Annotated in this window: 23 protein-coding genes; 10 read left to right on the top strand and 13 right to left on the bottom strand. The window is 59.7% G+C overall.

Going from position 1 to position 26,280, the window contains the following annotated elements:
- The 6 genes from lpxB to ACQZ48_RS11960 all read left to right on the top strand — a co-directional run bounded on the left by lpxB (window position 1) and on the right by ACQZ48_RS11960 (window position 4,969).
- Window positions 1-1,185 carry a lipid-A-disaccharide synthase gene (gene lpxB / locus ACQZ48_RS11935; protein WP_191217624.1) on the top strand — a complete coding sequence of 395 codons (1,185 nt, stop codon included), beginning with the start codon at window positions 1-3 and terminating at the stop codon, window positions 1,183-1,185.
- 161 nt (window positions 1,186-1,346) lie between these two features.
- Window positions 1,347-2,057, top strand: a complete 711-nt coding sequence (locus tag ACQZ48_RS11940) for a GntR family transcriptional regulator (protein WP_448728838.1) — start codon at window positions 1,347-1,349, stop codon at window positions 2,055-2,057.
- Window positions 2,058-2,063: 6 nt separating this feature from the next.
- A complete protein-coding gene (locus ACQZ48_RS11945) occupies window positions 2,064-2,849 on the top strand; it encodes a transporter substrate-binding domain-containing protein (RefSeq protein ID WP_191217623.1) in 786 nt (261 codons plus the stop codon).
- 80 nt (window positions 2,850-2,929) lie between these two features.
- On the top strand, window positions 2,930-3,601 hold the full coding sequence (locus tag ACQZ48_RS11950; protein WP_077982368.1) for an amino acid ABC transporter permease: 672 nt from the start codon (window positions 2,930-2,932) through the stop codon (window positions 3,599-3,601).
- Window positions 3,598-4,257, top strand: a complete 660-nt coding sequence (locus tag ACQZ48_RS11955; protein WP_142912170.1) for an amino acid ABC transporter permease — start codon at window positions 3,598-3,600, stop codon at window positions 4,255-4,257. Before ACQZ48_RS11950 ends, ACQZ48_RS11955 begins: the two co-directional genes overlap by 4 nt.
- The gene (locus tag ACQZ48_RS11960; RefSeq protein WP_080790806.1) at window positions 4,235-4,969 is read left to right on the top strand and encodes an amino acid ABC transporter ATP-binding protein; all 735 of its coding nucleotides are present in this window, start codon (window positions 4,235-4,237) and stop codon (window positions 4,967-4,969) included. Before ACQZ48_RS11955 ends, ACQZ48_RS11960 begins: the two co-directional genes overlap by 23 nt.
- A gap of 76 nt (window positions 4,970-5,045) precedes the next feature.
- On the opposite strand, the gene gltA is transcribed toward ACQZ48_RS11960, so the two are convergent.
- Entirely contained in the window at window positions 5,046-6,335 is a 1,290-nt protein-coding gene (gltA, locus tag ACQZ48_RS11965; protein WP_003502585.1) for a citrate synthase, read from the bottom strand.
- Window positions 6,336-6,642: 307 nt separating this feature from the next.
- On the opposite strand from gltA, the gene ACQZ48_RS11970 reads away from it, so the two are divergent.
- A complete protein-coding gene (locus tag ACQZ48_RS11970; protein ID WP_448728881.1) occupies window positions 6,643-9,072 on the top strand; it encodes a ComEC/Rec2 family competence protein in 2,430 nt (809 codons plus the stop codon).
- A gap of 19 nt (window positions 9,073-9,091) precedes the next feature.
- Here the strand turns inward: ACQZ48_RS11970 and ACQZ48_RS11975 are convergent, their stop codons facing one another.
- The 9 genes from ACQZ48_RS11975 to ACQZ48_RS12015 form a co-directional block, all read right to left on the bottom strand.
- Entirely contained in the window at window positions 9,092-9,769 is a 678-nt protein-coding gene (locus ACQZ48_RS11975) for a glutathione S-transferase family protein (RefSeq protein WP_448728839.1), read from the bottom strand.
- A 253-nt stretch (window positions 9,770-10,022) separates the two neighbouring features.
- Complete coding sequence (lexA, locus tag ACQZ48_RS11980) at window positions 10,023-10,745, bottom strand: transcriptional repressor LexA (RefSeq protein ID WP_077982364.1); 723 nt, start codon at window positions 10,743-10,745, stop codon at window positions 10,023-10,025.
- Between the two features lie 298 nt (window positions 10,746-11,043).
- Window positions 11,044-11,766: an ABC transporter ATP-binding protein gene (locus ACQZ48_RS11985; RefSeq protein ID WP_077982363.1), complete on the bottom strand. Its 723-nt coding sequence runs from the start codon at window positions 11,764-11,766 to the stop codon at window positions 11,044-11,046.
- On the bottom strand, window positions 11,763-13,535 hold the full coding sequence (locus tag ACQZ48_RS11990; RefSeq protein WP_191217622.1) for a branched-chain amino acid ABC transporter ATP-binding protein/permease: 1,773 nt from the start codon (window positions 13,533-13,535) through the stop codon (window positions 11,763-11,765). Before ACQZ48_RS11990 ends, ACQZ48_RS11985 begins: the two co-directional genes overlap by 4 nt.
- A 1-nt stretch (window position 13,536) precedes the next feature.
- Window positions 13,537-14,571, bottom strand: coding sequence for a branched-chain amino acid ABC transporter permease (locus ACQZ48_RS11995; protein ID WP_191217621.1), 1,035 nt, complete (start codon window positions 14,569-14,571; stop codon window positions 13,537-13,539).
- A gap of 150 nt (window positions 14,572-14,721) precedes the next feature.
- Entirely contained in the window at window positions 14,722-15,870 is a 1,149-nt protein-coding gene (locus ACQZ48_RS12000) for an ABC transporter substrate-binding protein (protein ID WP_191217620.1), read from the bottom strand.
- Window positions 15,871-15,937: 67 nt separating this feature from the next.
- Entirely contained in the window at window positions 15,938-17,530 is a 1,593-nt protein-coding gene (locus ACQZ48_RS12005) for an acyl-CoA dehydrogenase family protein (RefSeq protein WP_269825705.1), read from the bottom strand.
- Window positions 17,531-17,534: 4 nt separating this feature from the next.
- Complete coding sequence (locus ACQZ48_RS12010; RefSeq protein WP_191217618.1) at window positions 17,535-18,296, bottom strand: SDR family oxidoreductase; 762 nt, start codon at window positions 18,294-18,296, stop codon at window positions 17,535-17,537.
- Window positions 18,293-20,128, bottom strand: coding sequence for a feruloyl-CoA synthase (locus ACQZ48_RS12015; RefSeq protein ID WP_191217617.1), 1,836 nt, complete (start codon window positions 20,126-20,128; stop codon window positions 18,293-18,295). Before ACQZ48_RS12015 ends, ACQZ48_RS12010 begins: the two co-directional genes overlap by 4 nt.
- Window positions 20,129-20,271: 143 nt before the next feature.
- Between ACQZ48_RS12015 and ACQZ48_RS12020 the strand changes: the two genes are divergently transcribed.
- A complete protein-coding gene (locus ACQZ48_RS12020) occupies window positions 20,272-21,069 on the top strand; it encodes a crotonase/enoyl-CoA hydratase family protein (protein WP_191217616.1) in 798 nt (265 codons plus the stop codon).
- Between the two features lie 58 nt (window positions 21,070-21,127).
- Here ACQZ48_RS12020 and ACQZ48_RS12025 read toward each other — a convergent pair whose 3' ends face one another.
- Window positions 21,128-22,048: a methylenetetrahydrofolate reductase gene (locus tag ACQZ48_RS12025; protein ID WP_191217615.1), complete on the bottom strand. Its 921-nt coding sequence runs from the start codon at window positions 22,046-22,048 to the stop codon at window positions 21,128-21,130.
- A 284-nt stretch (window positions 22,049-22,332) separates the two neighbouring features.
- Between ACQZ48_RS12025 and ACQZ48_RS12030 the strand changes: the two genes are divergently transcribed.
- Both ACQZ48_RS12030 and ligM read left to right on the top strand, forming a co-directional pair.
- A complete protein-coding gene (locus ACQZ48_RS12030) occupies window positions 22,333-23,067 on the top strand; it encodes a GntR family transcriptional regulator (RefSeq protein ID WP_448728840.1) in 735 nt (244 codons plus the stop codon).
- Window positions 23,068-23,222: 155 nt separating this feature from the next.
- Window positions 23,223-24,638, top strand: a complete 1,416-nt coding sequence (gene ligM / locus ACQZ48_RS12035; RefSeq protein WP_448728841.1) for a vanillate/3-O-methylgallate O-demethylase — start codon at window positions 23,223-23,225, stop codon at window positions 24,636-24,638.
- A 287-nt stretch (window positions 24,639-24,925) separates the two neighbouring features.
- Here ligM and ACQZ48_RS12040 read toward each other — a convergent pair whose 3' ends face one another.
- Both ACQZ48_RS12040 and ACQZ48_RS12045 read right to left on the bottom strand, forming a co-directional pair.
- The gene (locus tag ACQZ48_RS12040) at window positions 24,926-25,801 is read right to left on the bottom strand and encodes an amidohydrolase family protein (RefSeq protein ID WP_077982354.1); all 876 of its coding nucleotides are present in this window, start codon (window positions 25,799-25,801) and stop codon (window positions 24,926-24,928) included.
- Window positions 25,791-26,270, bottom strand: coding sequence for a MarR family winged helix-turn-helix transcriptional regulator (locus tag ACQZ48_RS12045; RefSeq protein WP_077982353.1), 480 nt, complete (start codon window positions 26,268-26,270; stop codon window positions 25,791-25,793). The genes ACQZ48_RS12040 and ACQZ48_RS12045 overlap by 11 nt, the downstream gene beginning before the upstream one ends.
- Window positions 26,271-26,280: the final 10 nt, after the last annotated feature.

Genomic DNA, 26,280 nt, shown 5'->3' on the forward strand with positions numbered 1-26,280 from the left:
ATGACGGCGGCATTAAAAGTGGCGGTCATAGCCGGGGAGGTATCCGGCGATCTTTTAGGCGCGGATCTGATTCGCTCGCTCAAGGCCCAATATGCGGGGCCTGTCGAGCTGGTGGGTGTGGGCGGCGAAACGCTGGAAGCGCAGGGACTGCTTTCCCTGTTCGACTATTCCGAGCTCTCCATCATGGGCTTCACGCAGGTTCTGAAAAAACTGCCGAAGCTCATTGCGCGGATCAACCAGACCGCTCAGGCAATCGCCGCCGCAAAGCCCGATATTCTGCTGATCATCGACAGCCCGGATTTCACCCATCGCGTTGCGAAAAAAGTCCGTAAGCAATTGCCGCAGCTGCCGGTCGTCAATTACGTCTGCCCCAGTGTCTGGGCCTGGAAGGAATATCGCGCCACCGCGATGCTCTCTTATGTCGATCATGTGCTGGCTCTTCTGCCCTTCGAGCCGGAAGCCATGCGCCGTCTCGGCGGCCCGCCGACAAGTTTTGTCGGTCATCGACTGAGCGTCGACCCCGATGTGCTGTCAGTGCGACAGAAGCGGGCGGAACGCTCTCTGCCGGCGGATGGCGAACCGAAGGCCATTCTTCTCCTGCCAGGGTCTCGTTCCACTGAAACGACGCGGCTGATGGAGCCGTTTCAGGCGGCGGCGAGAGCTTTTGTCGAGCGCAACGGTCCGACGCGGTTCCTGTTGCCCACTGTACCGCGTCAGGAAAAACGCATTCGCGAACTGGCAGCGTCGTGGCCGGAGGATATCAGGCCCGAAATCGGTATCGATTCCGCCTTCAAATGGAATGCGTTTGCTGAAGCCGATGCGGCCATAGCCGCTTCCGGCACGGTCATTCTGGAACTCGCGCTCGCGGGCGTGCCGACCATCTCGGTCTACAAGACCGACTGGATTTTCACCATGCTGAGCAAGCGTGTCAAGACGTGGACGGGCGCGCTGCCGAACCTGATTGCCGATTACGCCGTCGTGCCGGAATATTTCAACGAGGTGGTAAGGGCAGGTTCGATGCTGCGCTGGGCAGAGCGTCTGTCTTCCGACACCACCGAGCGGCAGGCGATGCTCGAAGGTTATGCACTTGTACAGCAACGCTTGCACACGGATGTGCCGCCGGGGGAAACCGGCGCGCGCATTCTTCTGGATGTCCTGAAGAGCAAAACTCGTCCCTCACAATAATCATAGCCCTCTCGCTCCACCGGCTTATGTCCTGCCGCCGATGCAGGCAGGAGAGGGGGCGATTTTACTGCATTTGATCGTTAGGACGGCAAACGGCTGACCACCGGAGGTCTCCCGGCCCATAAATTTCCATCTGGCACACCTCTTGCTTTCAATCTTGTATGCAAGATAGCCAAACATCAGAAAGCGCCCAGAGCGCGGTGGAAGACGCCATCATCTCCGGCATTCTTTCCGCGCGCATCCGCCCGGGCACCCGCCTCAGCGAGAACCAGCTCGCCAGCCTTTTCGGCGTGTCACGCACGCGCATCCGCGAGGCGATGATGCGGCTGGAAACGCGTGGCATCGTCACCGTCAGTCCGCGCCGCGGCTGGTTCGTGGTGGAGCCTTCTGCCGAAGAATCCATCAAGGTCTATGAGGCGCGGCGAATCATAGAATACGGACTGTTGCGCAATCTTTCCGGCGTCAGCGCGCAAGGCATCGCAATCCTCGCCAATCATCTCGATGAGGAGAAGGCAGCGATTGCCAAAGGCGATCGCCAGCGCCTGACCTGCCTGATGGGTGATTTTCACATCCGTATCGCCGAAATCGCCGGAAACGATATCATCGTCGAAACGCTGCGCGACCTGACCGCCAGAACCATCCTCATCTCCATGCTCTACCAGTCCGATTTCCATGCGCAGCAGTCGCACGACGGACATTGCCGTATCTTCGAAGCGATCAAGGCAGCCGATTTTCATGGCGCCGCCGAACTCGCCATCCGCCATCTCGACGAAGTTGAAACGGGTCTCGATCTCACCCGCAGGCCGGACCCGCTCTACGAGCTTCGCAATTCCCTTTCAATGCAGCCCCTTTCCTCAAGCCTCAAGGAGTAATTCCCAATGTTTTCCAGACGTTCATTGCTTGCCATCGCCGCAATTTCCGCAACACTCGGTTTTTCGCCGGCAGCCTTTGCCGATGCGCTCGGTGATATCACGTCCCGGGGCACGATCCGCGTTGCGGTTCCGCAGGATTTCCCGCCCTTCGGCAGCGTCGGCACGGATATGGCGCCGCAGGGTTACGATATTGATGTCGCCAATCTGATCGGCGAGAAGCTCGGCGTGAAGGTTGAACTCGTGCCGGTGACAAGTGCCAACCGCGTCCCCTATCTTCAGACCAACAAGGTCGATCTCGTCATCTCGAGCCTCGGTAAGAACCCGGACCGTGAAAAGGTCATCGACTTCTCGACCGCCTATGCGCCCTTCTTCAACGGCGTCTTTGCACCGGATTCGGTTGCCGTCACCAAGGCGGAAGATTTGGCCGGTAAGACCGTTGGCGTCACCCGTGGCGCGGTCGAGGATCTGGAGCTGACCAAGGTTGCGCCGGCCGACACCACCATCAAGCGTTATGAGGACAATAACGGCACGATCTCCGCCTTCCTCGCGGGCCAGGTGGAAGCCGTGGCCACCGGCAATGTCGTCGCCGCCGCCATTCTTGCGAAGAATCCACCTAAGCGCCCCGAACTGAAGTTCCTGATCAAGAATTCCCCCTGCTATATCGGCCTGAACAAGGAACAGCCGGCCCTTCTTGAAAAGGTCAATGCCATTCTCGCCACCGCAAAGACCGATGGTTCGCTGAACACGATCGCGCAGAAGTGGCTGAAAACCGATCTTCCGAAGGATCTCTGACCAACCTGGCAAATCCAGGCGCCGGCCGTGCCTGATCGCGGCCCGGCGCATGGTTTGTCCTCCCCGAAAGGAAATATCGGGTGAAATATACATTCGATTTTGGATGGCTTCTCGATTATTACCCGCAGATCGCCAAGGGCATTGCCATCACGCTGGAATTGATCGCCGTCGGCGGCGTTCTTGGCATCGCGCTCGGCATATTCTGCGCCTGGGTACGCGCGCTTGGCCCCAAATGGCTGAGGCCGCCGGTTGCGACCTATGTAGAGCTCATTCGCAATACGCCATTTCTCATACAATTGTTTTTTATCTTCTTCGGCCTGCCGTCGCTTGGCCTGCAACTGTCGGAATTGAGCGCGGCCAATATCGCCATGGTGGTCAATCTCGGAGCCTATAGCTGCGAGATCATCCGTGCCGGCATTCAGGCGACGCCCAAGGGCCAGTTCGAGGCCGGGGCAAGCCTTGCCATGACCCGTTTCGAAACCTTCCGGCATGTGGTGCTGGTGCCCTCACTGCAACGCATCTGGCCAGCGCTATCTTCGCAGGTGGTAATCGTCATGCTCGGCTCGTCGGTCGTGTCGCAGATCGCCGCCGAGGACCTGACTTTTGCGGCCAACTTCATTCAGTCGCGCACTTTCCGCGCCTTTGAAGCCTACATGGTCTCCACCGTCATTTATCTCGTGCTGGCCATTCTGTTGAGGCAGGTGCTTGTCATGGGCGGCAACCTCATCTTTCCCCGCAGGAGTGTCCGATGATTGAATTCTCCACCTGGGATATTCTCAGAAACCTGCTGCTCGCCACGCGCTGGACCGTGCTGCTGTCGCTCGTCTCCTTTGCCGGCGGTGGTCTGGTGGCGCTGCTTCTGCTGTTCATGCGCATTTCCCGCAAAAAATCGATGCGGGCTTTCGCACGCTATTATGTCGAGCTTTTTCAGGGAACGCCGCTTTTGATGCAGCTTTTCATCGCCTTTTTCGGCCTCGGCCTGGTCGGCATCGATGTGCCGGCCTGGTTGGCGGCGGGCTTGACGCTGATCCTGTGGGCGGCTGCATTTCTCACCGAAATCTGGCGTGGCTGCGTCGAATCCGTCGCGAAAGGCCAATGGGAAGCGTCGGCAAGCCTTGCCATGGGACGCCTGCAACAGATGCGCTACGTCATCCTGCCGCAGGCCATGCGGGTCGCCATTCCGCCAACCGTCGGTTTCTTCGTGCAGGTCATCAAGGGAACGGCCGTGACCTCAATCATCGGCTTCGTAGAACTGTCCAAGGCCGGCACGGTCGTCACCAACGCCACCTTCCAGCCCTTCACCGTTTATGGCCTCGTCGCCCTTATCTATTTCGCGCTGTGCTGGCCTCTGTCGAAGAGCAGCCAGATCCTCGAAAGGAAGCTCAATGTCGCTCATCGAAATCACTGAAGTCCGCAAAAGTTATGGCAGCAACGAGGTTCTGAAAGGCATCAACCTCGATGTGGAGCCCGGTGAGGTCATCGCCATCATCGGCAAGAGCGGATCGGGCAAATCCACCCTGCTTCGCTGCATCAACGGGCTGGAGACGATTTCGGCCGGCTCCATATCGGTTGCCGGCGCGCAGCTTCTCGATGATGATCTGCATCTGAAAGCCCTGCGGCTGAAGGTCGGCATGATCTTCCAGCAGTTCAATCTCTTTCCGCACCAGACCGTTGGCGGCAACGTCATGCTGTCGCAGACCGTAGTGAAGAAGACACCCAAACCGGAAGCGGAAGCCGTTGCCCGCAAGATGCTGGAACGGGTGGGTCTGGCGCATAAATTCGATGCCTATCCCGATGAACTATCAGGCGGTCAGCAGCAGCGCGTCGCCATTGCCCGGGCACTCGCGATGCAGCCGATCGCGCTTCTTTGCGACGAGATCACCTCGGCGCTCGATCCCGAGCTGGTCTCGGAGGTGCTGGCGGTGGTGCGGGAACTCGCCGGCGAAGGCATGACGCTGTTGATGGTGACGCATGAAATGAAATTTGCGCGCGACGTCTGCTCCCGCGTTGTTTTCATGCATGAGGGCAGGGTGCATGAAATCGGCCCACCGGAGGAGGTGTTCTCTAATCCCTCCACACCCGAGCTCAAGCAGTTTCTGGGCGTTGCGGCGCGCCACTAAGAACCATCAGGACCAACAACAAAAAAGGCCGGCGGGTGAAAACCTGCCGGCCTTTGATCTTACAGGGTTTCGCGGTTTAACGCTTGGAAACCGGGACGTAGTCGCGCTTGCCGGCGCCCGTATAGAGCTGGCGCGGACGGCCGATGCGCTGCTGCGGATCTTCGATCATTTCGTTCCACTGTGCGATCCAGCCGACGGTGCGGGCAAGAGCGAAGAGAACGGTAAACATGGTCGTGGGGAAGCCCAGCGCCTTCAGCGTGATGCCGGAATAGAAGTCGACATTCGGGTAAAGCTTCTTTTCGACGAAGTATGGGTCGGAAAGAGCGATCTTTTCCAGTTCCAGCGCGACCTGCATGATAGGATCGTCGGAATTGCCGGTGGCTTCCAGCACTTCGTACATCGTCTTCTGCATGATCTTGGCGCGCGGGTCGTAGTTCTTGTAGACGCGGTGGCCGAAGCCCATCAGGCGGAACGGATCGTTCTTGTCCTTGGCGCGGGCGATATATTCCGGAATACGGTCAACCGTGCCGATTTCGTTGAGCATGTTGAGCGCCGCTTCGTTGGCGCCGCCGTGAGCCGGGCCCCAGAGGCAGGCGATGCCAGCCGCGATACAGGCGAACGGATTTGCACCTGACGAACCGGCAAGACGCACCGTGGAGGTGGAGGCGTTCTGCTCGTGATCGGCATGCAGGATGAAGATGCGATCCATGGCGCGGGCCAGAACCGGATCCACCTTGTAGTCCTCGCAAGGCACGGCAAAGCACATGTGCAGGAAGTTGGAGGCGTAATCCAGATCGTTCTTCGGATAAACGAAGGGCTGGCCGATATGGTACTTGTAGGCCATGGCGGCAATCGTCGGCATCTTCGCGATCATGCGCAGCGAAGCGACCATGCGCTGGTGCGGATCGGTGATGTCGGTCGAGTCGTGGTAGAAGGCCGAGAGAGCGCCGACCGTGCCGCACATGACAGCCATCGGATGCGCATCGCGACGGTAGCCGGTGAAGAAGCGGCTCATCTGTTCATGCACCATGGTGTGGCGCGTGACGCGGGTGTCGAAATCCTTCTTCTGCGCAGCCGTCGGCAATTCGCCGTAGAGCAGCAGATAGCAGGTTTCCAGGAAGTCGCCCTGTTCGGCGAGCTGCTCGATGGGGAAACCACGATGCAGGAGAACGCCCTCGTCACCGTCGATATAGGTGATCTTGGATTCGCAGGAGGCCGTCGACGTGAAACCCGGGTCGTAGGTGAAGGAGCCCGTGTGCTTATAGAGCGTGGCGATATCGACGACGCTTGGTCCAATCGTGCCTTCCCTGACCGGGAGTTCCACCTGCTTTTCGCCAAGTGTCACTGTAGCGCTTTTTTCCGTCATACTGATCCTCCGAAAACATGCGGGTGGGGGCGTTGAGACACACCCCGCGGTTAAGCGTCTACCGATTAGCTATATGATCCTTGCGCAGATGCCAAGCTATCCAAAGGTCAAATTGTGCATTGCGGCAAACGCAATTGCGTTGCTTTTCGCTTTATCGATCATGGCAACTCAATCTCGGTCAACGCAGGGTTAAAGGAAAGCATTGCAATCCCGCGCGTCCACCTGCAAACCTGTTTCCGGTGCGGCAGGGGCGCGGCGCAGAGTGCTTGATCAAGGGGAAAAACAGCATTTCGGATATGCCGAAACGATGCAGGGCGGATTGCCCCGCACGGCGGAAATGCTGTCTCCGCAGCGCCGGACCGGCGAGATCGCGACGTATGGTCTGCCGGCCCTTGTCAGCAGGCCGAAACCGCAAATGGCCATTATCCGTAAAATCACCAACTGCCTCGCCGAAGAACGCGCATTCGGTCATGATTTTCTTTTCGTGCCGGTCTTCATCGGCTGTGGGGCGATCCTCTGGTTTTCCCTTGATGCAGCACCCTCATTGCCGCTTCTTGTTGTTCTATTTTTGCTCGCCGCCGGCCTGGCATTCGCCACCCGATATCACGCGACTCTGGTGGCCACGGCGTGCAGCCTCGTCGCACTGCTGTTGCTGGGCATGCTTTTCGCCGAATTTGAAACGCGGAGGGCAGGGACGGTGGTGCTGGATACGCCCGTCACCACCACCATATCAGGCACGGTATTGCGCCGGGAGGTCGATGCCCGCGGCGACTGGCGGTATGTGGTGCAACTGGCTGCGACAGAAGCGCCGGCATTGTCACGCCTGCCTGGAATGGTTTCGCTGCTGGCCCGCGGCGGCGGAAAGCCGGTGGCACTCAGTGCGGTCATTCGCGGCAAGGCGCGGCTTTCGCCGCCATCCGGTCCGGCGTTGCCTGGTCTCAATGATTTCGCCTTCGCCTCCTATTTCAGGGGCATAGGCGCGACCGGCTTTTTCTATAAGCCGCCGCAGACGATCACTGCCCCTGATATCGACGCAAAAGAGGACTGGCTGGAATGGGCCGATATGCGGCTTTACGGCCTGCGCACCGCCATTGCCGAGCGCATCCGCAGCACCATCGGCGGTGACGCCGGCGCTTTTGCCGCCTCCATCGTCACCGATGAGAGACAGGCCATATCGGCGGAAACAATGGAAGCCCTGCGGCTTTCCGGCCTCGCCCATATCGTTGCCATATCCGGGCTCAACATGGCGCTGGCGTCAGGCATATTCTTCGTCGGGCTGAGGCTTGCCTTCAGCCTGTTTCCGGCCTTTGCCCAGCGCTGGCCGGTGAAGAAAATATCCGCTTTTGCGGCACTGCTGATGACGCTTGCCTATTACCTGATATCAGGGTTTGCCGTCTCTGCCGAACGCGCCTGGCTGATGATGTCGGTGATGCTGATTGCGGTACTGTTCGATCAGCCCTCGCTCAGCCTCAGAAATGTTGCGCTGTCCGCTCTCGTTATCCTCGCGCTGTCTCCTTCGGAAATCATGGGACCGAGCTTCCAGATGTCCTTCGCCGCAACGATCGCGCTCGTTGCGGCCTATGCCGCCTGGAGCCGATGGCGCACCGACCGGGAGCGTCTGTTCATCGGGCGCAAACCGGCGTGGATGACGGTGGCGGGAACGGCAGGCGCCGTCATCGGCGGTGTCGTCACCACATCGCTGATCGGCGGGCTCTCGACGGCGATCTATTCCGCCGAGCATTTCCAGCGTGTCACCACCTATGGACTTTTCGCCAATCTGGCAGCCATGCCGCTGATGTCGCTGATCGTCATGCCCTTCGGCCTCATCGCCATGCTGTTGATGCCCTTCGGGCTCGATGCGCCGTTCCTGAAGGTCATGGGTTACGGCATGGCGCTTGTCATCGAGGTTGCGGACGAGGTCGCGTCCTGGGGCGGCAGCGCGGCGACCGGGAGACCGCATGGCGCTTTCATCGGCATTGCCTCTGTGGGTTTTCTGCTGCTGGCATTGCTGCGCACCCGTTTGGCGCTACTCGGCTTGCCCACTCTGATATTGGCCTTCGGCCTCTCTGGAGCCGTCGCCCAACGCGGTCTGCCTGATCTGCTTGTCCATGAGGAAGGCAAGCTGGTGGCGCTTCTGGACGAGGGCAGGGTCTACACCACAAAAACGCGGCCGCAGGGCTTCATCTATGAGCAATGGCAGAGGGCGCTGCTGTTGCCTGAAAAACCGCTCCCACCGGTCTTTCTCAAGACGGGGGCTCCGACAACAACCGTTGCTCTCACCACAAAATCCAAGCTTGCGCCGGAGGACATGAAGGTCGTGGCCCGAGAGATGATAACGACGCTGAGAGATGCCGCGCCCGGTGTCTTCACCTGCAGGACAGGCATCTGGTGTGCGGCGCGCGCGAAAAGCGGCGAGTTTATCATCGTGCTGGAAGACGGTCGGTTTGCCGGGAAAGCCTGTGACATCGCCGATATCGTCATCGTCTCCCGCAGAACCTCGTTTACGCAATGCCGCTCGGGTGCCCTACTGCTCAATCGCGACATATTAAGGCGCATCGACTCGGTAGAGATAAATTTCGCCGGCAGCGATCAGGCGGGGGTGGTGGGGCGGATGCGCGCTGCAACCGCCAGCACCAACAGGCCGTGGAGCGAACATCGCTTCTACGACTGGAAAAGCGGGCGCTTTGACCGTGATGTGCCTGAAGCCGTCACCCGGTTGCTGACGGCATCGCAGTGAGTGCTGCCAGCATGATTTGTCAGGCCGTGGCGCGCAAATCCGCGGTCAATTCGCCAATGCTGCCGATCTCTTCTTCATGCGGCAGATCGCGCCAGATTTCCTTCAGTCCGGCCTCATACCATTCGCGCATGGCGGGCAGGGAGAGCAGCCTGTCACAATAGGCCTTCGCCGCTGGCGAAAGATCGGCGCCATAGGTCTGGAAACGGAACGCCACCGGGCAGAAGAAGGCGTCGACCGCCGTGAATTTCTGACCGGCGAGAAACGGTCCGCCGAATTTTGCGAGGCCTTCGCTCCACAGCGCATCAATGCGTTTTATGTCGGCGGCAAGCCCGGCATCGCCGCCCTTCGGTTTTACGCGGATACCGACCGACATTGGATAGAGATTGCGCAGCGAAGAGAAGCCCGCATGCATTTCACTTGCCGCCGAGCGTGACCAGGCCCGTGCCTGCTTGTCACTTGCCCAGACACCCTGATGTCTCTCGGCCAGATATTCGGCAATCGACAGCGATTCCCAAACCGTCACGCCCTCATCAACAAGGCACGGCACCTTGCCCGTCGGCGAAAAGCTGGAGAAGGCAACACCTTCGCCAAAGGGAACGAGTTTTTCATTAAAGGCGATGCCGAGCGTGCGCATCAAAACCCAGGGCCGCAGCGACCATGAGGAATAGTTCTTGTTGGCAATATAAAGATCGTACATGGCGTTTTTCCCCAGATAGGATGCGCATTTCTATATCTGCGAATGGTCTTGGAATATCGCAAAGAATCCATGGCTCCCATAACGCCAATTGATGGATGGGCCGTCGTGCACAACCGCATTTTCGCAACGACGAGCGCGTTTGCCATTTAAAAAAGAAAAGGCGCATCAATTCAACGAAATGACGCGCCCTTCATCTTGCAGGCCAGATATGCCGCCGTTCAACCGTTTCGGCTTATCCAAACCGGCGGCGGCATCAATGATATCTGCGGATCAACCCAACCAGCTTGCCCTGTATCTTCACCCGATCAGGCCCGAAAATGCGGGTCTCATAGGCCGGGTTCGCAGCTTCCAGCGCGATGGAGGCTCCCTTGCGGCGGAAACGCTTCAGGGTCGCTTCTTCATCATCCACCAGCGCGACGATGATATCACCCGGATTGGCCGTATTGCCGTTGCGGATGATAACGGTATCGCCATCAAAAATGCCGGCCTCGATCATCGAATCGCCTTTGACCTCAAGCGCGTAATGTTCGCCCGAACCCAGCATATCCACTGGTACGGCCACATCATGGGTGTTGTTCTGGATGGCGGAAATCGGCACACCGGCGGCGATGCGGCCCATGACCGGCACGGTGACGGCACCGCCGAGATCATTGGCAGGCGCCTTGGGGGTCGCGGCCGGCTCCGGCGCCTTCGGCTTGCCCAGGCTGCCTTCGATGACGCTCGGTGAGAAACCACGCTGCGGCCTTGCGCCCGGCGTATAGGCCTCAGGTAATTTTATCACTTCCAGCGCTCGCGCCCTGTTGGGTAGCCGGCGAATAAACCCGCGCTCTTCGAGTGCGGTAATCAGCCGGTGAATGCCGGATTTGGAAGCAAGATCGAGTGCGTCCTTCATTTCATCGAAGGAGGGCGGCACGCCGGACTCTTTCATTCTTTCATGAATGAAGAGAAGCAATTCCTGCTGTTTGCGCGTGAGCATGAGGAAAACACCCTTGAGAATCGTCGTTGAAGTCGCGAAACAAATACAGAACGAACACTATATGTTCCATATGTGTTCCGCAATCCCCTAAAATTTCGTGAAGGGTGCATCTCAGATGGTGATTTGATATTCGAAAGCCTGAACTGCCGAGAGCCGGTAGGGTTGGTGACTATTTTGATAATCGGAGGAACTGCCGTCTGAAGTGGGCAATTGAAGGCAGCTCTGTGTTTCAGGCATCCGGTACGACGATCCGTCCGTCTAAGACGGCAAATCGCTCATATCCGTTACGAGGATTTTCTTAGAGGGCGTGTTCGCCCGGTCCGAGATAGCTCGCCATCAGTGCCGGATCGACGGCGAGTTCGGCGGCCGGGCCTGAGCGGCGGACCTCGCCGAGTTCGACGAGGTAGGCCTCGTCGGCGATTTCAAGCGCGGCGCGGGCGTTCTGTTCGACCAGCAGGATGGAGACACCGGTACGACGCAGTTCGGCAACGATGCGCAGGATTTCGGCGACGATCAACGGCGCAAGCCCGAGACTAGGCTCATCCAGCAGCAAAAGCCTCGGCCGGCTCATTAGTGCCCGGGCGAGCGCCAGCATCTGCCTTTCGCCGCCGGAAAGCGTTCCGGCAAGCTGCTTGCTGCGCTCGCGAAGGCGTGGAAAGAGTGCGTGTATTTCCTCACGGGTTTCGTTGCGCTCCTGGCGTGAGCGCAGGAATCCGCCGAGCTCGATATTATCCTCGACGGTCATCGACCCGAACAATTCGCGCCTTTCCGGCACGAGGCAAAGGCCAGCGGCAACCCGGGCCTCGATGGTATCGGGCACTGGCGCGCCGTCGTAAAGAATGGTCCCGCGCGAAGGCACGACGCCCATGATGGCGTTGAGCAGCGTGGTCTTGCCCGCCCCGTTTGCTCCGATGACCGTGACGATGCTGCCGGATGTCATGGAAAGCGAGATGCCATGCACCACCTCCGCCCGGCCATAGGCAACGTGGATGTCTTTGATGTCGAGTAGATGTCCGCTCACGCTGCACCCCCAAGATAAGCCGCGATCACGGCTGGATGTTGCCTGATTTCAGCCGGCTTGCCTTCGGCGATCAGGGTGCCGAAATCGAGGACGACGATGTGATCGACCAGCCCCATGACGAAACCCATGTCATGCTCGACGAGCAGCACGCTCACGCCCTCGGCCCGCAGTTTTTTCAGCAGTGTGGCGAGCTCCTGCTTTTCGCCGTGGCGCAGACCGGCCGCCGGTTCGTCGAGCAGCAGAAGCGTCGGGTTGAGGCAGAGCGCGCGAGCAATTTCCAGAATTCGGATCTGCCCGAGAGCGAGGTCGCCGGCGGGACGGTCGCGATGAGCACCGAGACCGACGCGATCGAGCTGATGGGCGGCTTCGGCAAGCAGCGCCTGCTCCTGTTTTCGCTCCAGCCGTAAGAAGCTCCGGAAAACGCCGGCATTGCCACGCAGATGCGCGCCGAGAGCGACATTTTCGAGCACCGACATGGTTGGAAGGACCTTGGCATGCTGAAAGGTTCTGGCGATGCCGCGTTTGGCGATCAGCCGGGGATTGAGGCCTGAAAGCTTCTGTCCCTGATAGGTGACGTTGCCGCCGGAAAGGCCGAGGATGCCGGTGATGAGATTGAAAGTCGTGCTCTTGCCGGCGCCGTTCGGGCCGATCAGGCCGACGATCTGCCCGGCCTTGATATCGAAGCTGACATCGTTGACCGCCGTCAGTCCGCCAAATGTCTTCCGCACCCGATCGACCCCGACCAGCGGACTGCCGGGCGCAGGCATGTCCCGCGATTCAAGACTGGCGCCGTCGCGGCGGATGGCGCGCGGCGGCCGGGCCGGCAGGTATTTTTCCAGAAGTGGCCAAAGACCGTCGCGCGAGAGCTGTAGGATCAGGACGAGCAGCACGCCGAACACGATCATTTCTACATTCACCGAGGTGCCGACAAGGCCGGGCAGGACCCGTTGCAGCACCTCTTTTAACACCAGCACCACGGCTGCGCCGAAGATGGCGCCCACAACCCGGCCCGAACCACCGACGACGGCCATCAGCATATAGGTGATGCCCATGTCGAGCCCGAAAGGCGTCGGGTTTATCGACCGCTGCATATGGGCGTAAAGCCAGCCGGACAGCGCTGCTACAACGGCTGCGAAGACGAAGACGGTCAGTTTGGCCCGCTCGATATTCACGCCGAACGCCTCCGCTGCCTGCGAGCCGCCACGCAGGGCGCGAATGCCGCGCCCGACACGGCTGTCGAGCAGGTTCTGCGCGCCGATCGCCACGGCAACGACGAATATCCAGATCACGTAATAGATCGAGCTGCTGCTCATCAGCGGTTCGTTGCCGACCGAGAGTGGTGGAATGCCGGAGATCCCGTCATACCGGCCGAGGAGTTCGATGCGACCGAAAAGGTAATAGATCGCAAGCCCCCAGGCGATGGTGCCGAGCGGCAGGTAATGTCCGGAAAGCCTGACTGTCATCAGCCCTAGCGGCAGGGCCACGATGACGCCGACAACGAGAGACACCGGTAGCGTGAGCCAGGGTGAAAAGCCGTAGGCCGTGGTCAGAACCGCCGTCGTATAGGCGCCGAAACCGCAAAAGGCCGCCTGACCGAAGGAGGTCATGCCACCAACGCCGGTCAACAGCACGAGCCCGATGGCGACCAGAGATGCAAGCCCGATATTGTTGGCGAGCGTCACCCAGAATGGTGGAACCGGCAGCAGCGGGAAGGCGGCGACGAGAAGAAGCGCGGCAATGGCGGGATAGAGGTGTCTGCCGAGGGTCATATCACTCTTCCTCATGATGGCTGGCGCCGAAGGAAAGCCAGATCAGCACCGGCACGATGAGACCGAACACGATGATTTCCTTGAAATCGCTGGCGAAGAAGGACGCAAAGGCCTCAATCAGCCCGACACCGATCGCGGCAATGGCAGTAACGGGGAAGCTTGCCATGCCGCCGAGAATGGCAGCAACGAAGCCCTTGAGGCCGATCAGGAAGCCCGTGTCGTAGAAGATGGTGGTGATTGGACCGATCAGCACGCCTGATATGGCCGCGATTGCGGCGGCAAGCACAAAGGCGGTGACACCGGTCAGTTCCGTTCGAACACCGACAAGTCGCGCGCCGAGCCGGTTGATGGCCGTTGCTTTCAGGGCCTTGCCAAGCAACGTCTTTTCGAAGAAGAAGTAGAGGCCGACCATCACGAGGATCGTCGCGAGATAGATGAAGATGCTTTGCGCGCTGACGAGCATCGGCCCGAGCGTGAAGCCCGCGTCGCTCAACGGCGCTGCGCGCAGGCCCTCCGGGCCGAAAAAGGCAAGCCCGAGCCCCATCAGTGCCAGATGCACGCCAACGGAAGCAATGAGAAGCACAAGCACGGAGGCGTCGGCAAGCGGTCGGTAGGCGATACGATAGACGTAATATCCCATCGGGGCGATGATGGCGATGGTGATGAGGGCGCGCAGGAACGATGGCAGCTGCATGGGTGCCAGAATGGCGACCAGCCCATAGATCAGACCCGGGAGCGCAACGTTGATGGCCATCGCGCGCAGCAGCGGCGAAAGGCGCATGCCCCGCCGCATTCCCCAAAGGTCGAGAACGAGGGCCACAGCGCTCATGCACAACAGCAGCTTCAGCGTGCCAGGCACGCGCCCGGCATCGAGCAGCGCCAGCGTCAGCGCGCCATGGGCGACAAACTCACCTTGCGGAATGAAGATCACCCGGGTGACGGCGAAGACCAGAACGATAGCGAGCCCCAGCAGCGCGTAGATCGCGCCATTGGTGACGCCGTCCTGGATCAGGAATGTGGCAATAGTCGCGTCCAAAATGCACCCTTTGGTTTGGCTCTCGGTAAGGCGTGACGAATAGTTCAAGTGCAGGCGATCCGGGGCCGGTTTCGCCACGGCACGCGGCGTTTTCCCTCGTGGGGTAGGCCGGGGAGACAGGCTCCCCGACGGTGTTTCCAGTCCCGCGGATTATTTATCGTCGGGCAGCAGTACGAACTTTCCGTCTTTCGCCGTCAGCAGCACGACGCCCCGCTGGTCGAGGCCATAATGATCGTCGGCCGTGAATTCGTAGACACCGTGCGTGGCGTTATATGGCCCGTTTGTTTCGATGGCATCGCGCAGTGCCATGCGGAATTCGGGCGTGCCGGGCTTTGCCTTCTTGAGCGCAACCGGAACGGCCTTGTTCAGAATCACCATCACATCCCAGACATGCGAGCCGAACTGGGTTCGGGCGTTTGCGCCGAACTTGGCCTCGAGAGCCTTGAGATAGGCAAGGCCCTGTTCCTTGGTGGGCGAGCTATCCGGTTGATCTTCCGCGACCATGACCGGGCCGGAGGAAAACACGGTGTTCTCAACGGCCTTGCCGGCGATCCGCAGGAAATCGAAGGTGACTGCACCCGAAACGACATAAATCTTGCCCTTGAAGCCGCGTTCGCGCACGCCGATCTGGGGCAGGGCGGCACCCGTGCCCGATGCGCCGATGAAGACGGCATCCGGACGTGCGGCAAGCGACTTCAGTACCTGGCCGGAAACAGAGGTGTCGGCGCGGGCATAACGCTCCTCCGCAACCAGTTCGAGACCATAGTCCTTACCCGTGGTCTTCAGCGCATCGACCCACTGCTGGCCGTAGGAATCGGCAAAACCAATAAAGGCGACACGTTTGGTACCGTCCTTCTGCATGCGGGCGAACATGCTCTTCACCAGGACGGTTGAGAACTGCGGCATGACGAAGTTCCATTTCTTCGCGGCCGTTGGCGGAATTGGCGAGAGCGCGAAATGCGGCACTTCCGTCTCATTCGCCACGCCTGCGACAGCAATCGCGGCCGGCGTGAGGGCAGAACCGACGATGACATCCACCTTGTCGTCACTGGCAAAGCGACGCGCATTGGTGGTTGCAACCGAGGGATCACCGGCATCGTCGAGCAGGATGACCTTCAGCTTTTCACCGTCGATTTCGGACGGCCACAATTCGATCGACTGTTTGAGCGGTATACCCAGCGCAGCGCCCGGTCCGGTCGTGGGTATGGTCACACCAATGGTGATATCGGCGAAAGCCGAGCCTGCCGTCATCGTCAGGGCAACAGCCGTTGCCATCCATGTCATTATACGCTTTTTCATTGTCTCTCCTCCCAATGAGCGGACGTTCACGAACGCCCGGAAAATGCATTTCAATATATCGTCGAGATCAGGCCGCTTCTCCCGCCGTCGATTGCTGCAGCGCGGAAACGGCCTCCACCCGAACAGCCAGCCAGGCGGCGAAAGCGTCCCATGCGGCGTTCAGATAGGCGTTGGCCTGCCAGAGGCCCGCCTCAGGCTGATCCACGAGTGCGGCCATGCGCTGGCTCTCGGCCTCGAACGCGTTAAGAGTTGCCTCCGCGGCTCTTGCTGTTGCAGCCGGACAATTGGCGAGATCCTCGCGGGCGCGTTTCAGAAAAACGTCGAGGCCTTTTCCGCCTTCTCGCCACAGCCGGCGGGTCAGAAGGTCGATGGCCTGCATGCCGGTGGTGCCTTCGTAAATGGTCATCACGCGCGCATCGCGCAGATATTGCTCCAGTGGCCATTCCCGCGTGTAACCCGCCCCGCCCAAGATCTGTATGGCCTGATTGGAGACTGTGAAGCCGGCATCCGCGCCGAAATTCTTGACGAGCGGCAAGAGCCAGCGCGACAGCGCCTGCAAATCGTCGCGCAAATTCTCGTCCGGCTCAAGGCGCGCGAGGTCCATGACGGTGGCAAGTTCGAGCGTTGCAGCACGCAGGGTTTCCGTGCGCAGCCGTGCCTCTTCGAGCTGGCGGCGGACATCGGGATGGTGTGCGATCGGGATGGCCGGTTTTGCCGGATCGCCACCCTGGTGACGCTCCTGCGCGTAGGTTTCCGCAATGTCGATGGCGGCCGAGGCGAGTCCCAGCCCCTGACATCCCGTTTGCAGGCGCATCAACTCGATCATTGCAAACAGCTGGGCAAGACCGCGTCCCTCCTCGCCGAGTAAAATGCCGCGCGCAGCTTCAAAGCGCAGGGCGCAGGTGGGCGAGCCGTGCAGGCCCATCTTTTCCTCGATGCGGTCAACGCTGATGCCGTTACGTTGCCCGTCGATTTCATCGGGCACAAGAAACAGGCTGAGGCCGCGTGTCCCGGTTTCCTCACCTGTACGGGCAAGCAGACAGTGGCAGATACGGGTCGCCATGTCGTGATCGCCGAAAGATATCCAGATTTTCGAACCGGTGATGCGCCACGCACCGTCTCTCAAGGCAGCGCGGCTGCGCAGCCGCGCGAGATCAGAACCGGCATCCGGCTCGGAGATGCAGATGGTCGCCGCCCATTCGCCGCGTGCAAGATACGGAACCCATTCCTTCGCAACGGCATAATCCGCCACCTCGGCGATCAAATGGCAGGCCGCACGGGTAGACCCGGAGGCCATCATCAACGCCACACAGCCGCGTTCGAAAAGCGGTGCACAGGCGGTCTGGATCGAAAGCGGCAGGCCCTGGCCACCGAAGCGTTCCGGCACGTCCATGGCGAGCCAGCCATTGCCTGCATGCTGGCTGAAAGCATCACCGAAACCGTCGGGAACAAGAACGCGGCCATCGACGACAGTACAGCCCTGACGATCAGCCGCTGTGTTCAGCGGCGCAAGAACGGTTTCAGCAAAGCGCGCCGCTTCATCGAGAACGGCCTCTACGAGAGCATCGTCACAATCGCCGCGAATCGACTGGATACGACGCCAGCCCGGCGTTGCTTTCAGAAGCTCTAATGTGCTTGTCGCCTGCGTTGAAAAACTCATCGCATCACCGCGGCTGCATGCGGATCGCGCCATCCAGACGGATGACTTCGCCGTTCATGTAATCGTTTTCGATAAGAAACCGGACCGCGTCGGCGAATTCGGCGGGATCGCCGAGCCGGGACGGATGGGGTATCTGGCTCGCAAGGCTTTCCTGAACTTCCTGTGGCAAACCCTGAAGCAGGGGCGTCATGAAAATGCCCGGCGCGACGGTGTTGACCCGAATGCGGAAGCGGGCAAGTTCACGCGCCGCGGGCAAGGCCAGTGAAACGATGCCGCCTTTCGATGCCGCATAGGCTGCCTGTCCGACCTGACCTTCGAAGGCGGCAACCGAGGCGGTATTGACGATCACGCCGTTGTCTGCGCCGTCCATCGGCTCCGCCTCAGCCATACGGGCGGCGGCAAGCCGCATCATATTGAACGTACCGATCAGGTTGACGCGGATAACCTTTTCGAAATCACCAAGCGTCTGAGGGCCTTCGCGCCCGAGAATGCGGCCGGCCGTGCCCACCCCCGCACAATTGACGAGAATGCGAAGCCCGCCCTTGGCGGAGGCTGCCGCGTCGATCGCGAGCTGCGCATCGGCATCGCTTGCCACATCGCCCTGAACGGCCGTAGCGCCGATTTCCGTCGCCAGTTTCTGGCCGGCTTCGCCGTTACGGTCAAAGATGGTGACGGCAGCCCCACGCGCCGCGAGCATTCTGGCCACTGCCGCGCCAAGGCCCGATGCCGCGCCTGTCACAAGAGCGCCTGCGCCTTCGATGTTCATGCTGCCACCTCTTTGCTGACCGTGATGACCTGGGGCGTATCGCCGTAGAGTGCGTCGACCAAATCCCTGCGATGCAGAAGCACGGCACGCTGGTTGATCGACCCCTTGTCGGTCACCTCACCCTTTTCGAAGCGAAGCGGGTCTTCGATGACCAGAAGGCGCATGATGCGACTTGCCGAACCGCTTGCCTGTTTCTGGTGAGCGGAAAGCCTTGCGGCAATCTGGACCCTGACATTGGGATGCTGGATGATCTCTGCATCGGACAGCTGATGCGAGCCCGGAACAAGCTCGCGCAAGGCCGGCATGAAGGGAACGACGAGCGCCCCCAGTTCAGAGCGGTTTTCGCCGGTTATGACGGCGTCACGGATGAGGCCCGAAAACATGTTGACGAATTGAGCACGCAAAGGCCCGACCGCAACCCAGGTGCCTGTCTGTAGCTTGAAATTCTCGGCCATGCGGCCATCGAAATAAAACCCCCGGCGCGGATCGTCAGAAACTGCGAACTTCACGGTATCGCCGATGCGGTAGAAGCCCTCCTTATCAAAAGCGGCTGCCGTCAGTTCGGAGTTTCGCCAGTAACCCGGCGTGATATTGGGGCCTTTCAGCCTCAGCTCATATCGATCATCGACCGGCACGAGCTTCATTGTCACGCCCTGCGCCGGGATGCCGATATTGCCGGGTTTATCCTGCGGTTCGGTGCAGAACAGCGAGAAGGGGGCGGTTTCCGTCGAGCCGAGGCCGGCACCCATCGGAACCGCATGGCCGACCGTCGCAACCGAAAGCTCGATCAGCGCATCCCAGGTGTGCTGGGCCATGCCGGCGCCGGCATACATCAGCAATTTCAAGTCACGAAAGAAGGTGCGGCACAGCGCCTCGTCCTTACGCATCGCCTGAACCAGCATCTCGTGGCCAGCGGGAACGTTGAAATACCAGGTAGGAGAAACGTCGCGCAGATTATCGATGGTCTGGCCGATCAGGGCAGGGCTCGGCTTGCCGCGGTCGATGTAATAGGTGCCGCCATTATAGATGACGAGGTTGAAAACCTTGTTGCCGGCCGCCGTATGGTTCCACGGCGCCCAGTCAACGACAACGGGCGGCTCATCGCGAAAATAGGCATAACAGTCGGCAATCATCTCCTGATTGGAGCACAGCATCCGCTGTGTCTGGATGACGGCTTTGGGCGAACCGGTGGTGCCTGATGTGAAAAGGAATTTGGCGACGGTATCCGGGCCGACCGAATCGAAGGCGTGATCCACCGTCTGCGTGGGTACGGTGTCGAGCAACGCGTCGAACCGAAATGTGTTGGGACGATCTTCCGGCAGATTGCTGAGGCCGACGAGCGGCGTGCCGTCATCGAACACCTCTTGCAGCGCGCGGTGGAACGGTGCCGCATCCTCGGCAAAAACCATTCCGGGTGTGATCTGCCTGCGGATATCGTGAAGCTTGCCGAGATCGGACGAGGTTGCATAGGCCGGAGTGATCGCCGCTGAGGCAATGCCGACATGCTGGGCCGCAAGCACCATCAGCGCATGCTCGATGGAGTTTTCCGAAAGCACCAGAAGCGGCTTTTCGACCGAGAGATCCTTGTCGAGCAGGAACTGGGCGATACGGCGGACCTTGTCGAGGGCCTGCGCATAGCTGACCTCGCGCCACGGCTCACGCCCCTGTCGATCCGCCATCCAGGTGCGATCAGGCGTTGTCACCGCCCAGTGAATGAGGCGCTCATTGAGTTTGCGCGGGTAGGGGCCAAGCGGATCGTTCCGCCAGATCATGATCTCGCCGTTCGGCCGCTTCTCCCATGCGACATCGGGCGACCAAAGCTTCACCTTCATCGTCACGACCTCCTCCCAGACGTCATTCACGCGACCATGCAAATAATCTTTTGTCAAAAAAATGATTACAAGAAAATAATATCCTTGTAAACAAAATGCGGAAAGTTAATTGTACATTTGCCTGGACTATCGGAGACGTCGCCATGAGCGAAAAAACGACAGACGAACTCGTCACCTACGAACTGCGCGGCGACATCGCCTTTGTGGGGCTGAACCGGCCGCAAAAACGCAACGCCATCAGCGACCGTTTCGTTGAAGCCATTGCGGGTGCCGCGGCGAGGGCGGAAAATGAAGCGCGCGCTGCCGTTATCTTCGGGCATGGTGATCATTTTTGCGCCGGGCTCGATCTTGGCGAGCATATTTCCAAGACGCCGATTGAAGGTGTGCGCGGCTCGCGCCGCTGGCATGCCGTCTTCTCGCAGATCGAGCATGGCACCATTCCCTGGGTGTCGGCGCTGCACGGCGCCGTGGTCGGCGGCGGACTGGAGCTTGCGGCCTCCACCCATCTGCGCGTTGCCGATGAGAGCGCCTTTTTTGCCCTTCCAGAGGGGCAGCGCGGCATTTTCGTCGGAGGCGGCGGGTCGGTGCGCATCGCCCGACTGATGGGCGTTGCCCGCATGAGCGACATGATGCTGACGGGCCGCGTTGCCTCGCCTGTCGAAGCCGAGCGATGGAACCTCGTGCAATATGTGGTGCCGCGCGGTGAGGCATTAGTCAGGGCGCACCAGCTGGCCACCGCGGCCGCGTCCAATGCGCCGCTGTCGAACTATGCGGTAATCAATGCGCTTCCCCGTATCCAGGATATGGCCAAGGAAGACGGATTGTTCGTGGAATCCTTCATTTCCTCTTTCACGGCAGCCAGCCCCGAAGCCGAGGAGCGCCTGCGCGCCTTCCTTGAAAAGCGTGCTACGAGGCTGAAAGCGCCGGATGCGACGGCCTGATCTGTTCGAAAGGGCGATCACGTCGCAACAGGGCAATGTCGCCTGAAGAGATGTTTTCTCAGGCGACATGGGCGAAAGTCCTTGATGATGTATGCTTCTTCATCCACTCAGCGGCAGGTGTAATGCCACCCAGCGGGAAGATATGAACCTGCTCGATCAGGCTGTCCGGATGAGCCGCCTTATGGGCAACGAGCCCCGCGATGACATCGGTCGGCTCATAGGGAACGAAAAGCCTCGAAAGATCGAGCGCTCGCTTCTGCAGCACCTTCAGGGACGGCCCAACACCGCAGGCGACGGCGAATTTGATCAACGTCTGCAGCTTGGTCGGGCCGGCAACGCCGACATGGATCGGGATCGTGACGCCCATCGCGCGGATCCGCGTCGCCCATTCCGTGACGACATCGGCATCGAAGGCAAACTGGGTCGTCAAAGCGAGCCGGGCGTCTGTTCGGTCGGCAAAATTCTGCTTCCACAGCAGGGCTTGATCGACAGCGCGGGATGAGCCGTCGGGATCAATGTCGCGATTGCCCTCGGGATGACCGGCCAGATGAAGGTGCGTGAAGCCCATCTCGTCAAAAAGGCCGGTTTCGATCATGTCGATCGAGCTCGAGAAGCTTCCGATCGCTTCTTTCTGGCCGCCGCCGAGCAGCAGGGCCTGCGTCACGCCGGCCTCGCCCCGATAGCGCTTCAGCCATTCCTCCAGATCGCTTTTCCCCCCGATGCCCCGGGCCGGAATGTGCGGCATGACCGGAAAGCCTTCATGGTGCAGGCGTTTTGCGGTCGATATCATGTCGGCAATCGGCGTGCCCTCTATGTGGGCGATATAAACCCGCGTTCCCTCAGGCAGAATATCTCTGAAGTTGCCGATCTTTGCAGCCGTGCGTGGCATGACCTCGATTGACCAGCCGCTCACTATGTCGCCGGCCGTAACCGTGTGTTCCACCGAAGCCTGATTCTCCCAGAAACTTGACCATCCCATCGCTTTCTCCCTTAGCGAGGTCTGATTATGTATACATGAGGTTTGCTGTTTCAATCGAAAATTTGCCAAATACCCAAAATATTGATCTTCTCCGCTTCGTTGATTAGTGTAAATGAATACACTGATCGGGTCTGTAGCGGGATTCCAATCGCTTAATGAAAACCTTGTGCTGTCCTGTTTGATTGAGACCCATGGCGAAGATTGTGTCTCGCAACGATCGGGAGGCGGTGTATACATCGCAGAACAGGTGCTGCGACGCGATGGCGGCAGGTTGGAGGGGTGGCATGAAGCAGGGCGATGCGGCAACACATGGCGGTCGGGCGGTGATCGAACTCAGGGAGAAGATTCTGAGTGGCGAGCTTCCAGGAGGTATGCGGCTCTTTGAGGTGCCGACCGCCGAACTTCTGGATATTTCCCGCACGCCCGTACGCGAAGCGCTTTCACGCCTGACGGAGGAAGGGTTGCTCAACCGTCTGCCGGGCGGCGGGTTTGTCGTGCGTCGGTTCGGTTTTGCGGACGTCGTGGATGCCATTGAAATTCGAGGTGTTATGGAGGGCACGGCGGCCCGGCTGGCTGCGGAACGTGGCGCCTCCAGGGGGGCACTTGAGGAGATTGGTCACACGATACGCGAGCTGGATCTATGCTTCGGCGACCGTGTCGATGACGTCGATTTCGATCGCTATTCCGCGCTCAATCAGGTGTTTCACCATCAGCTTGCGACGCTCTGCGGCAGCGAGATGATTCGCCGTGAGGTGGAACGGGCAAGTTCGCTGCCTTTTGCTTCCCCCTCCGCTTTTCTCCCCGACAAGGCGAATATCGGCGCGTTTCGCCGTTCGCTAAGGGGTGCGCAGGAGCAGCACAAGGCAATCGTGGCGGCCATTGCTGCGCGGGAGGGCGCACGTGCGGAGGCGATCGCGCGGGAGCATTCCCGCACAGCGCGCACCAATCTTGAATACATGATCCGCGAAGCGCCTGAATTGATCGCGCAGATGCCGGGTCTGGCGCTGATCAGCGACTGAGCCCCGGAGAACGCGGGAATTATAAGGGCGGCCCCTTGCGTAGCCGCCTTTATTTTTGCCGATGCGCTCGTAAAGGACGAAATTTTCCGCTTGCAATTTATCAATGCCCGGCGCTTCATGTATACATCGACGCGATTTCCAGGGAGGAGATTAGAATGGCGAATTCCAGTCTGACCGAGGTTTTGAAGCAATATCCGAACCCGGTTGAAATGCTTCGAAACTCAAAAATTGGCATGTATGTATACCCTGTCGTTGCCGGAGAGTTCAGCAACTGGCGCTCCGAGCAGGCTGCCTGGCGCGATGGCGCAGTCCTGTTTGACCAGTCCCATCATATGGATGAGCTGATCGTCGAAGGCCCCGATGCCGAAAAATTTCTCGCCCATCACGGCATCAACTCTTTCTCGAATTTCGATCTCAATCGCGCCAAGCACTTCGTGCCGGTCACGCCTGATGGCCACGTCATCGGCGACCACATCATTTTCCGTGAGCGCCAGGATAAGTTCATTCTCGTCGGCCGTGCGCCGACCTCCAGCTGGCTGATGTTCTGCGCGGCCTATGGCAAGTGGAACGTTCGCATCAAACACGATCCTAGGTCCCCGTCGCGGCCGGAAGGCGAGCGCGTGCTGCGCACCCATTACCGCTATCAGATCCAAGGCCCCGATGCGCCGAAGATCTTTGAGAAATTGAACCGCGGCCCAATACCTGACATCAAGTTCTTCCATGTCGACTGGATCAATATTGGCTCCAAGAAGGTCCAGGCGCTCCGCCACGGCATGTCTGGCGCGCCGGGCCTTGAGGTCTGGGGACCCTATGAGGACAAGAGCTACATCCTCTCCTGCATTCTGGCCGCGGGCAACGAAGCCGGCGTCAATCTCGTGCGTTGCGGCAGCCGCGCCTATTCCACCAACACGCTCGAATCGGGCTGGATACCGTCGCCACTGCCGGGCATCTACACCGGCGACGGGATGTTGAAGGACTATCGCGACTGGCTGGGCGCCGACAGCTATGAGGCAACGGGTGCGATCGGCGGCAGCTTCGTTTCCGATAATATCGAGGATTATTACGTTAACCCGTTCGAGCTGGGTTACGACTTCTATATTGGTTGGAAAAAAGACGACTTCATCGGCAAGTCGGCGCTGGAGGTCATGAAAGGTAAGACGCAGCGAAAGAAGGTCACCTTCGAGTGGAACGCCGAAGATGTGGTGGATGTCATCGCATCCGCGTTCCGTCCGGGCGAAGACCATTACAAATGGATCGACTTCCCGCAGGCCAATTACGCTTCGACCGGAGCAGATATCATCTTGAAGGGGGGCAAGCAGGTCGGCATGTCGATGTTCACCGGCTACTCGTATAATGAGCGCTGCATGCTCTCGCTTGGTATCGTCGATAACGATATTCAGGTCGGCGACGTTCTCACCCTTGTCTGGGGAGAGCCGAACGGCGGTTCTGGCAAGACCTCGACGGAGCGCCACAAGCAGAAAGAAATCCGTGTCCGCGTCTCGCCGACGCCTTATGCGGCCGAAGCACGTGACAATTACGCGGACAGCTGGCGTACCAAAAAAGCGTCCTGACAGGTTCGGGTAGCGCCGTGCAGATGACGCGGCGGGACCCGGCGAAGGGCCGGTAAACGCGCGTCAGTGGGTTTTGCAGCCCGAGGACGCGGACAACGAGATGGAGCCGGAGCCGTGAGGCTTCCAGTTTTTTCGTTAGAAACGCTTGAGCTCATGAAGAAGGCCTGCCGGAAACGGTGGGCCTTTGTCTTTTGGTGATGATTGCCGACGCCTTCCGAGCGCTTATTCGTGCAAACGATAGCCCCGGTTCAAAACCGAGGCCCATAAAATGACAGTAGTCCTTAGGTTCAGAGCTTCAGCAGCCTTTTTGCGTTTTCCTTGAGGATCAGCGGACGAACCTCGTCTTTTATCGGAATATTGGCGAAATCGTTGAGCCAGCGCTCCGGCGTCATCGCCGGCCAGTCCGATCCGAACAGCATCTTATGTTTCAGCAGCGAATTGGCATATTGCACCAGGATCGGCGGGAAATACTTTGGCGACCAGCCCGACATGTCGATGTAGACATTCGGCTTATGGGTGGCGACGGAGAGCGCTTCTTCCTGCCAGGGGAAGGAGGGGTGTGCGAGAATGATCGGCATGTCGGGGAAATCGACCGCGACGTCATCGAGATGGATGGGATTTGAAAACTTCAGCCGCATTGCCATGCCGCCGCGCAAGCCCGCGCCGACGCCCGTCTGCCCGGTATGGAAAAGCGTGATTGCGCCTTCCTCGGCGATGGCTTCATAAAGCGGGTAGGCCATGCGGTCGTTGGGGTAAAAGCCCTGCATCGTCGGGTGAAACTTGAAGCCTTTCACCCCGAAGTCACGCACCAGACGCCTCGCTTCGCGCGCTCCGGCCTTTCCCTTGGCGGGGTCGATCGACGCGAAAGGGATCATGATGTCGCTGTTGTCGGCAGCGATCTTCGCCACCTCTTCATTTTCATATCGGCGAAAACCGGTTTCCCGTTCCGCATCGACCGGAAAAATCACGCAGCCGATTTTACGCTCGCGATAATAGGCGGCTGTTTCCTGCACGGTCGGCAACATGCCCTTGTGGCCGGCGGGGTTCTTGAAATATTTCGCCATACCCGCCTGAAATTCATCATAACCGTCGTCGCGGGGGCCGCAGCACGGCTCCTCGGCATGGGTATGCACATCTATAGCGACGAGTTCATCAATATTCACGGCCTGTTTCTCCCAAGTTCATGCCCAGAAATTTATGTAGCAGGGCGATGAACTGATCGCGCTCGGCCGCGGTCAGGCCCGCACCGAGCGTCGCCTCGTGCGAAAAGAACCACTCGCTCTCCTTGCGCACATGCGCCACGCCTTCCGCCGAAAGCGTCAGTTCGATGGCCCGGCGATCGTCATCGGGAACACGGCGGGTTACCAGGCCCCTGTCTTCGAAAGCACGGATCAGTTTGGTCATGTGCGCGCGCTTGATCATCAGTCGCTGGCCGAGCGCCGTCTGACGAATGCCGGGGTTATGCATGATGACGAAAAGCACCGAGAATTCCCCCGGCCGCATGCCCGAATCCCCGAGCGCCGTGAAGAAATCGTCATAGGTCTTGAGCTGGGCGAGGCGGATGAGGAAACCAAGCGCTGTCTCCAGCCGGTCGATATTGACGTCAGTCGCCCTGCGGGGGAGTTGATCCATGTTATTCCCG

It is taken from the genome of Agrobacterium sp. 22-209-1 (genome assembly GCF_053522485.1).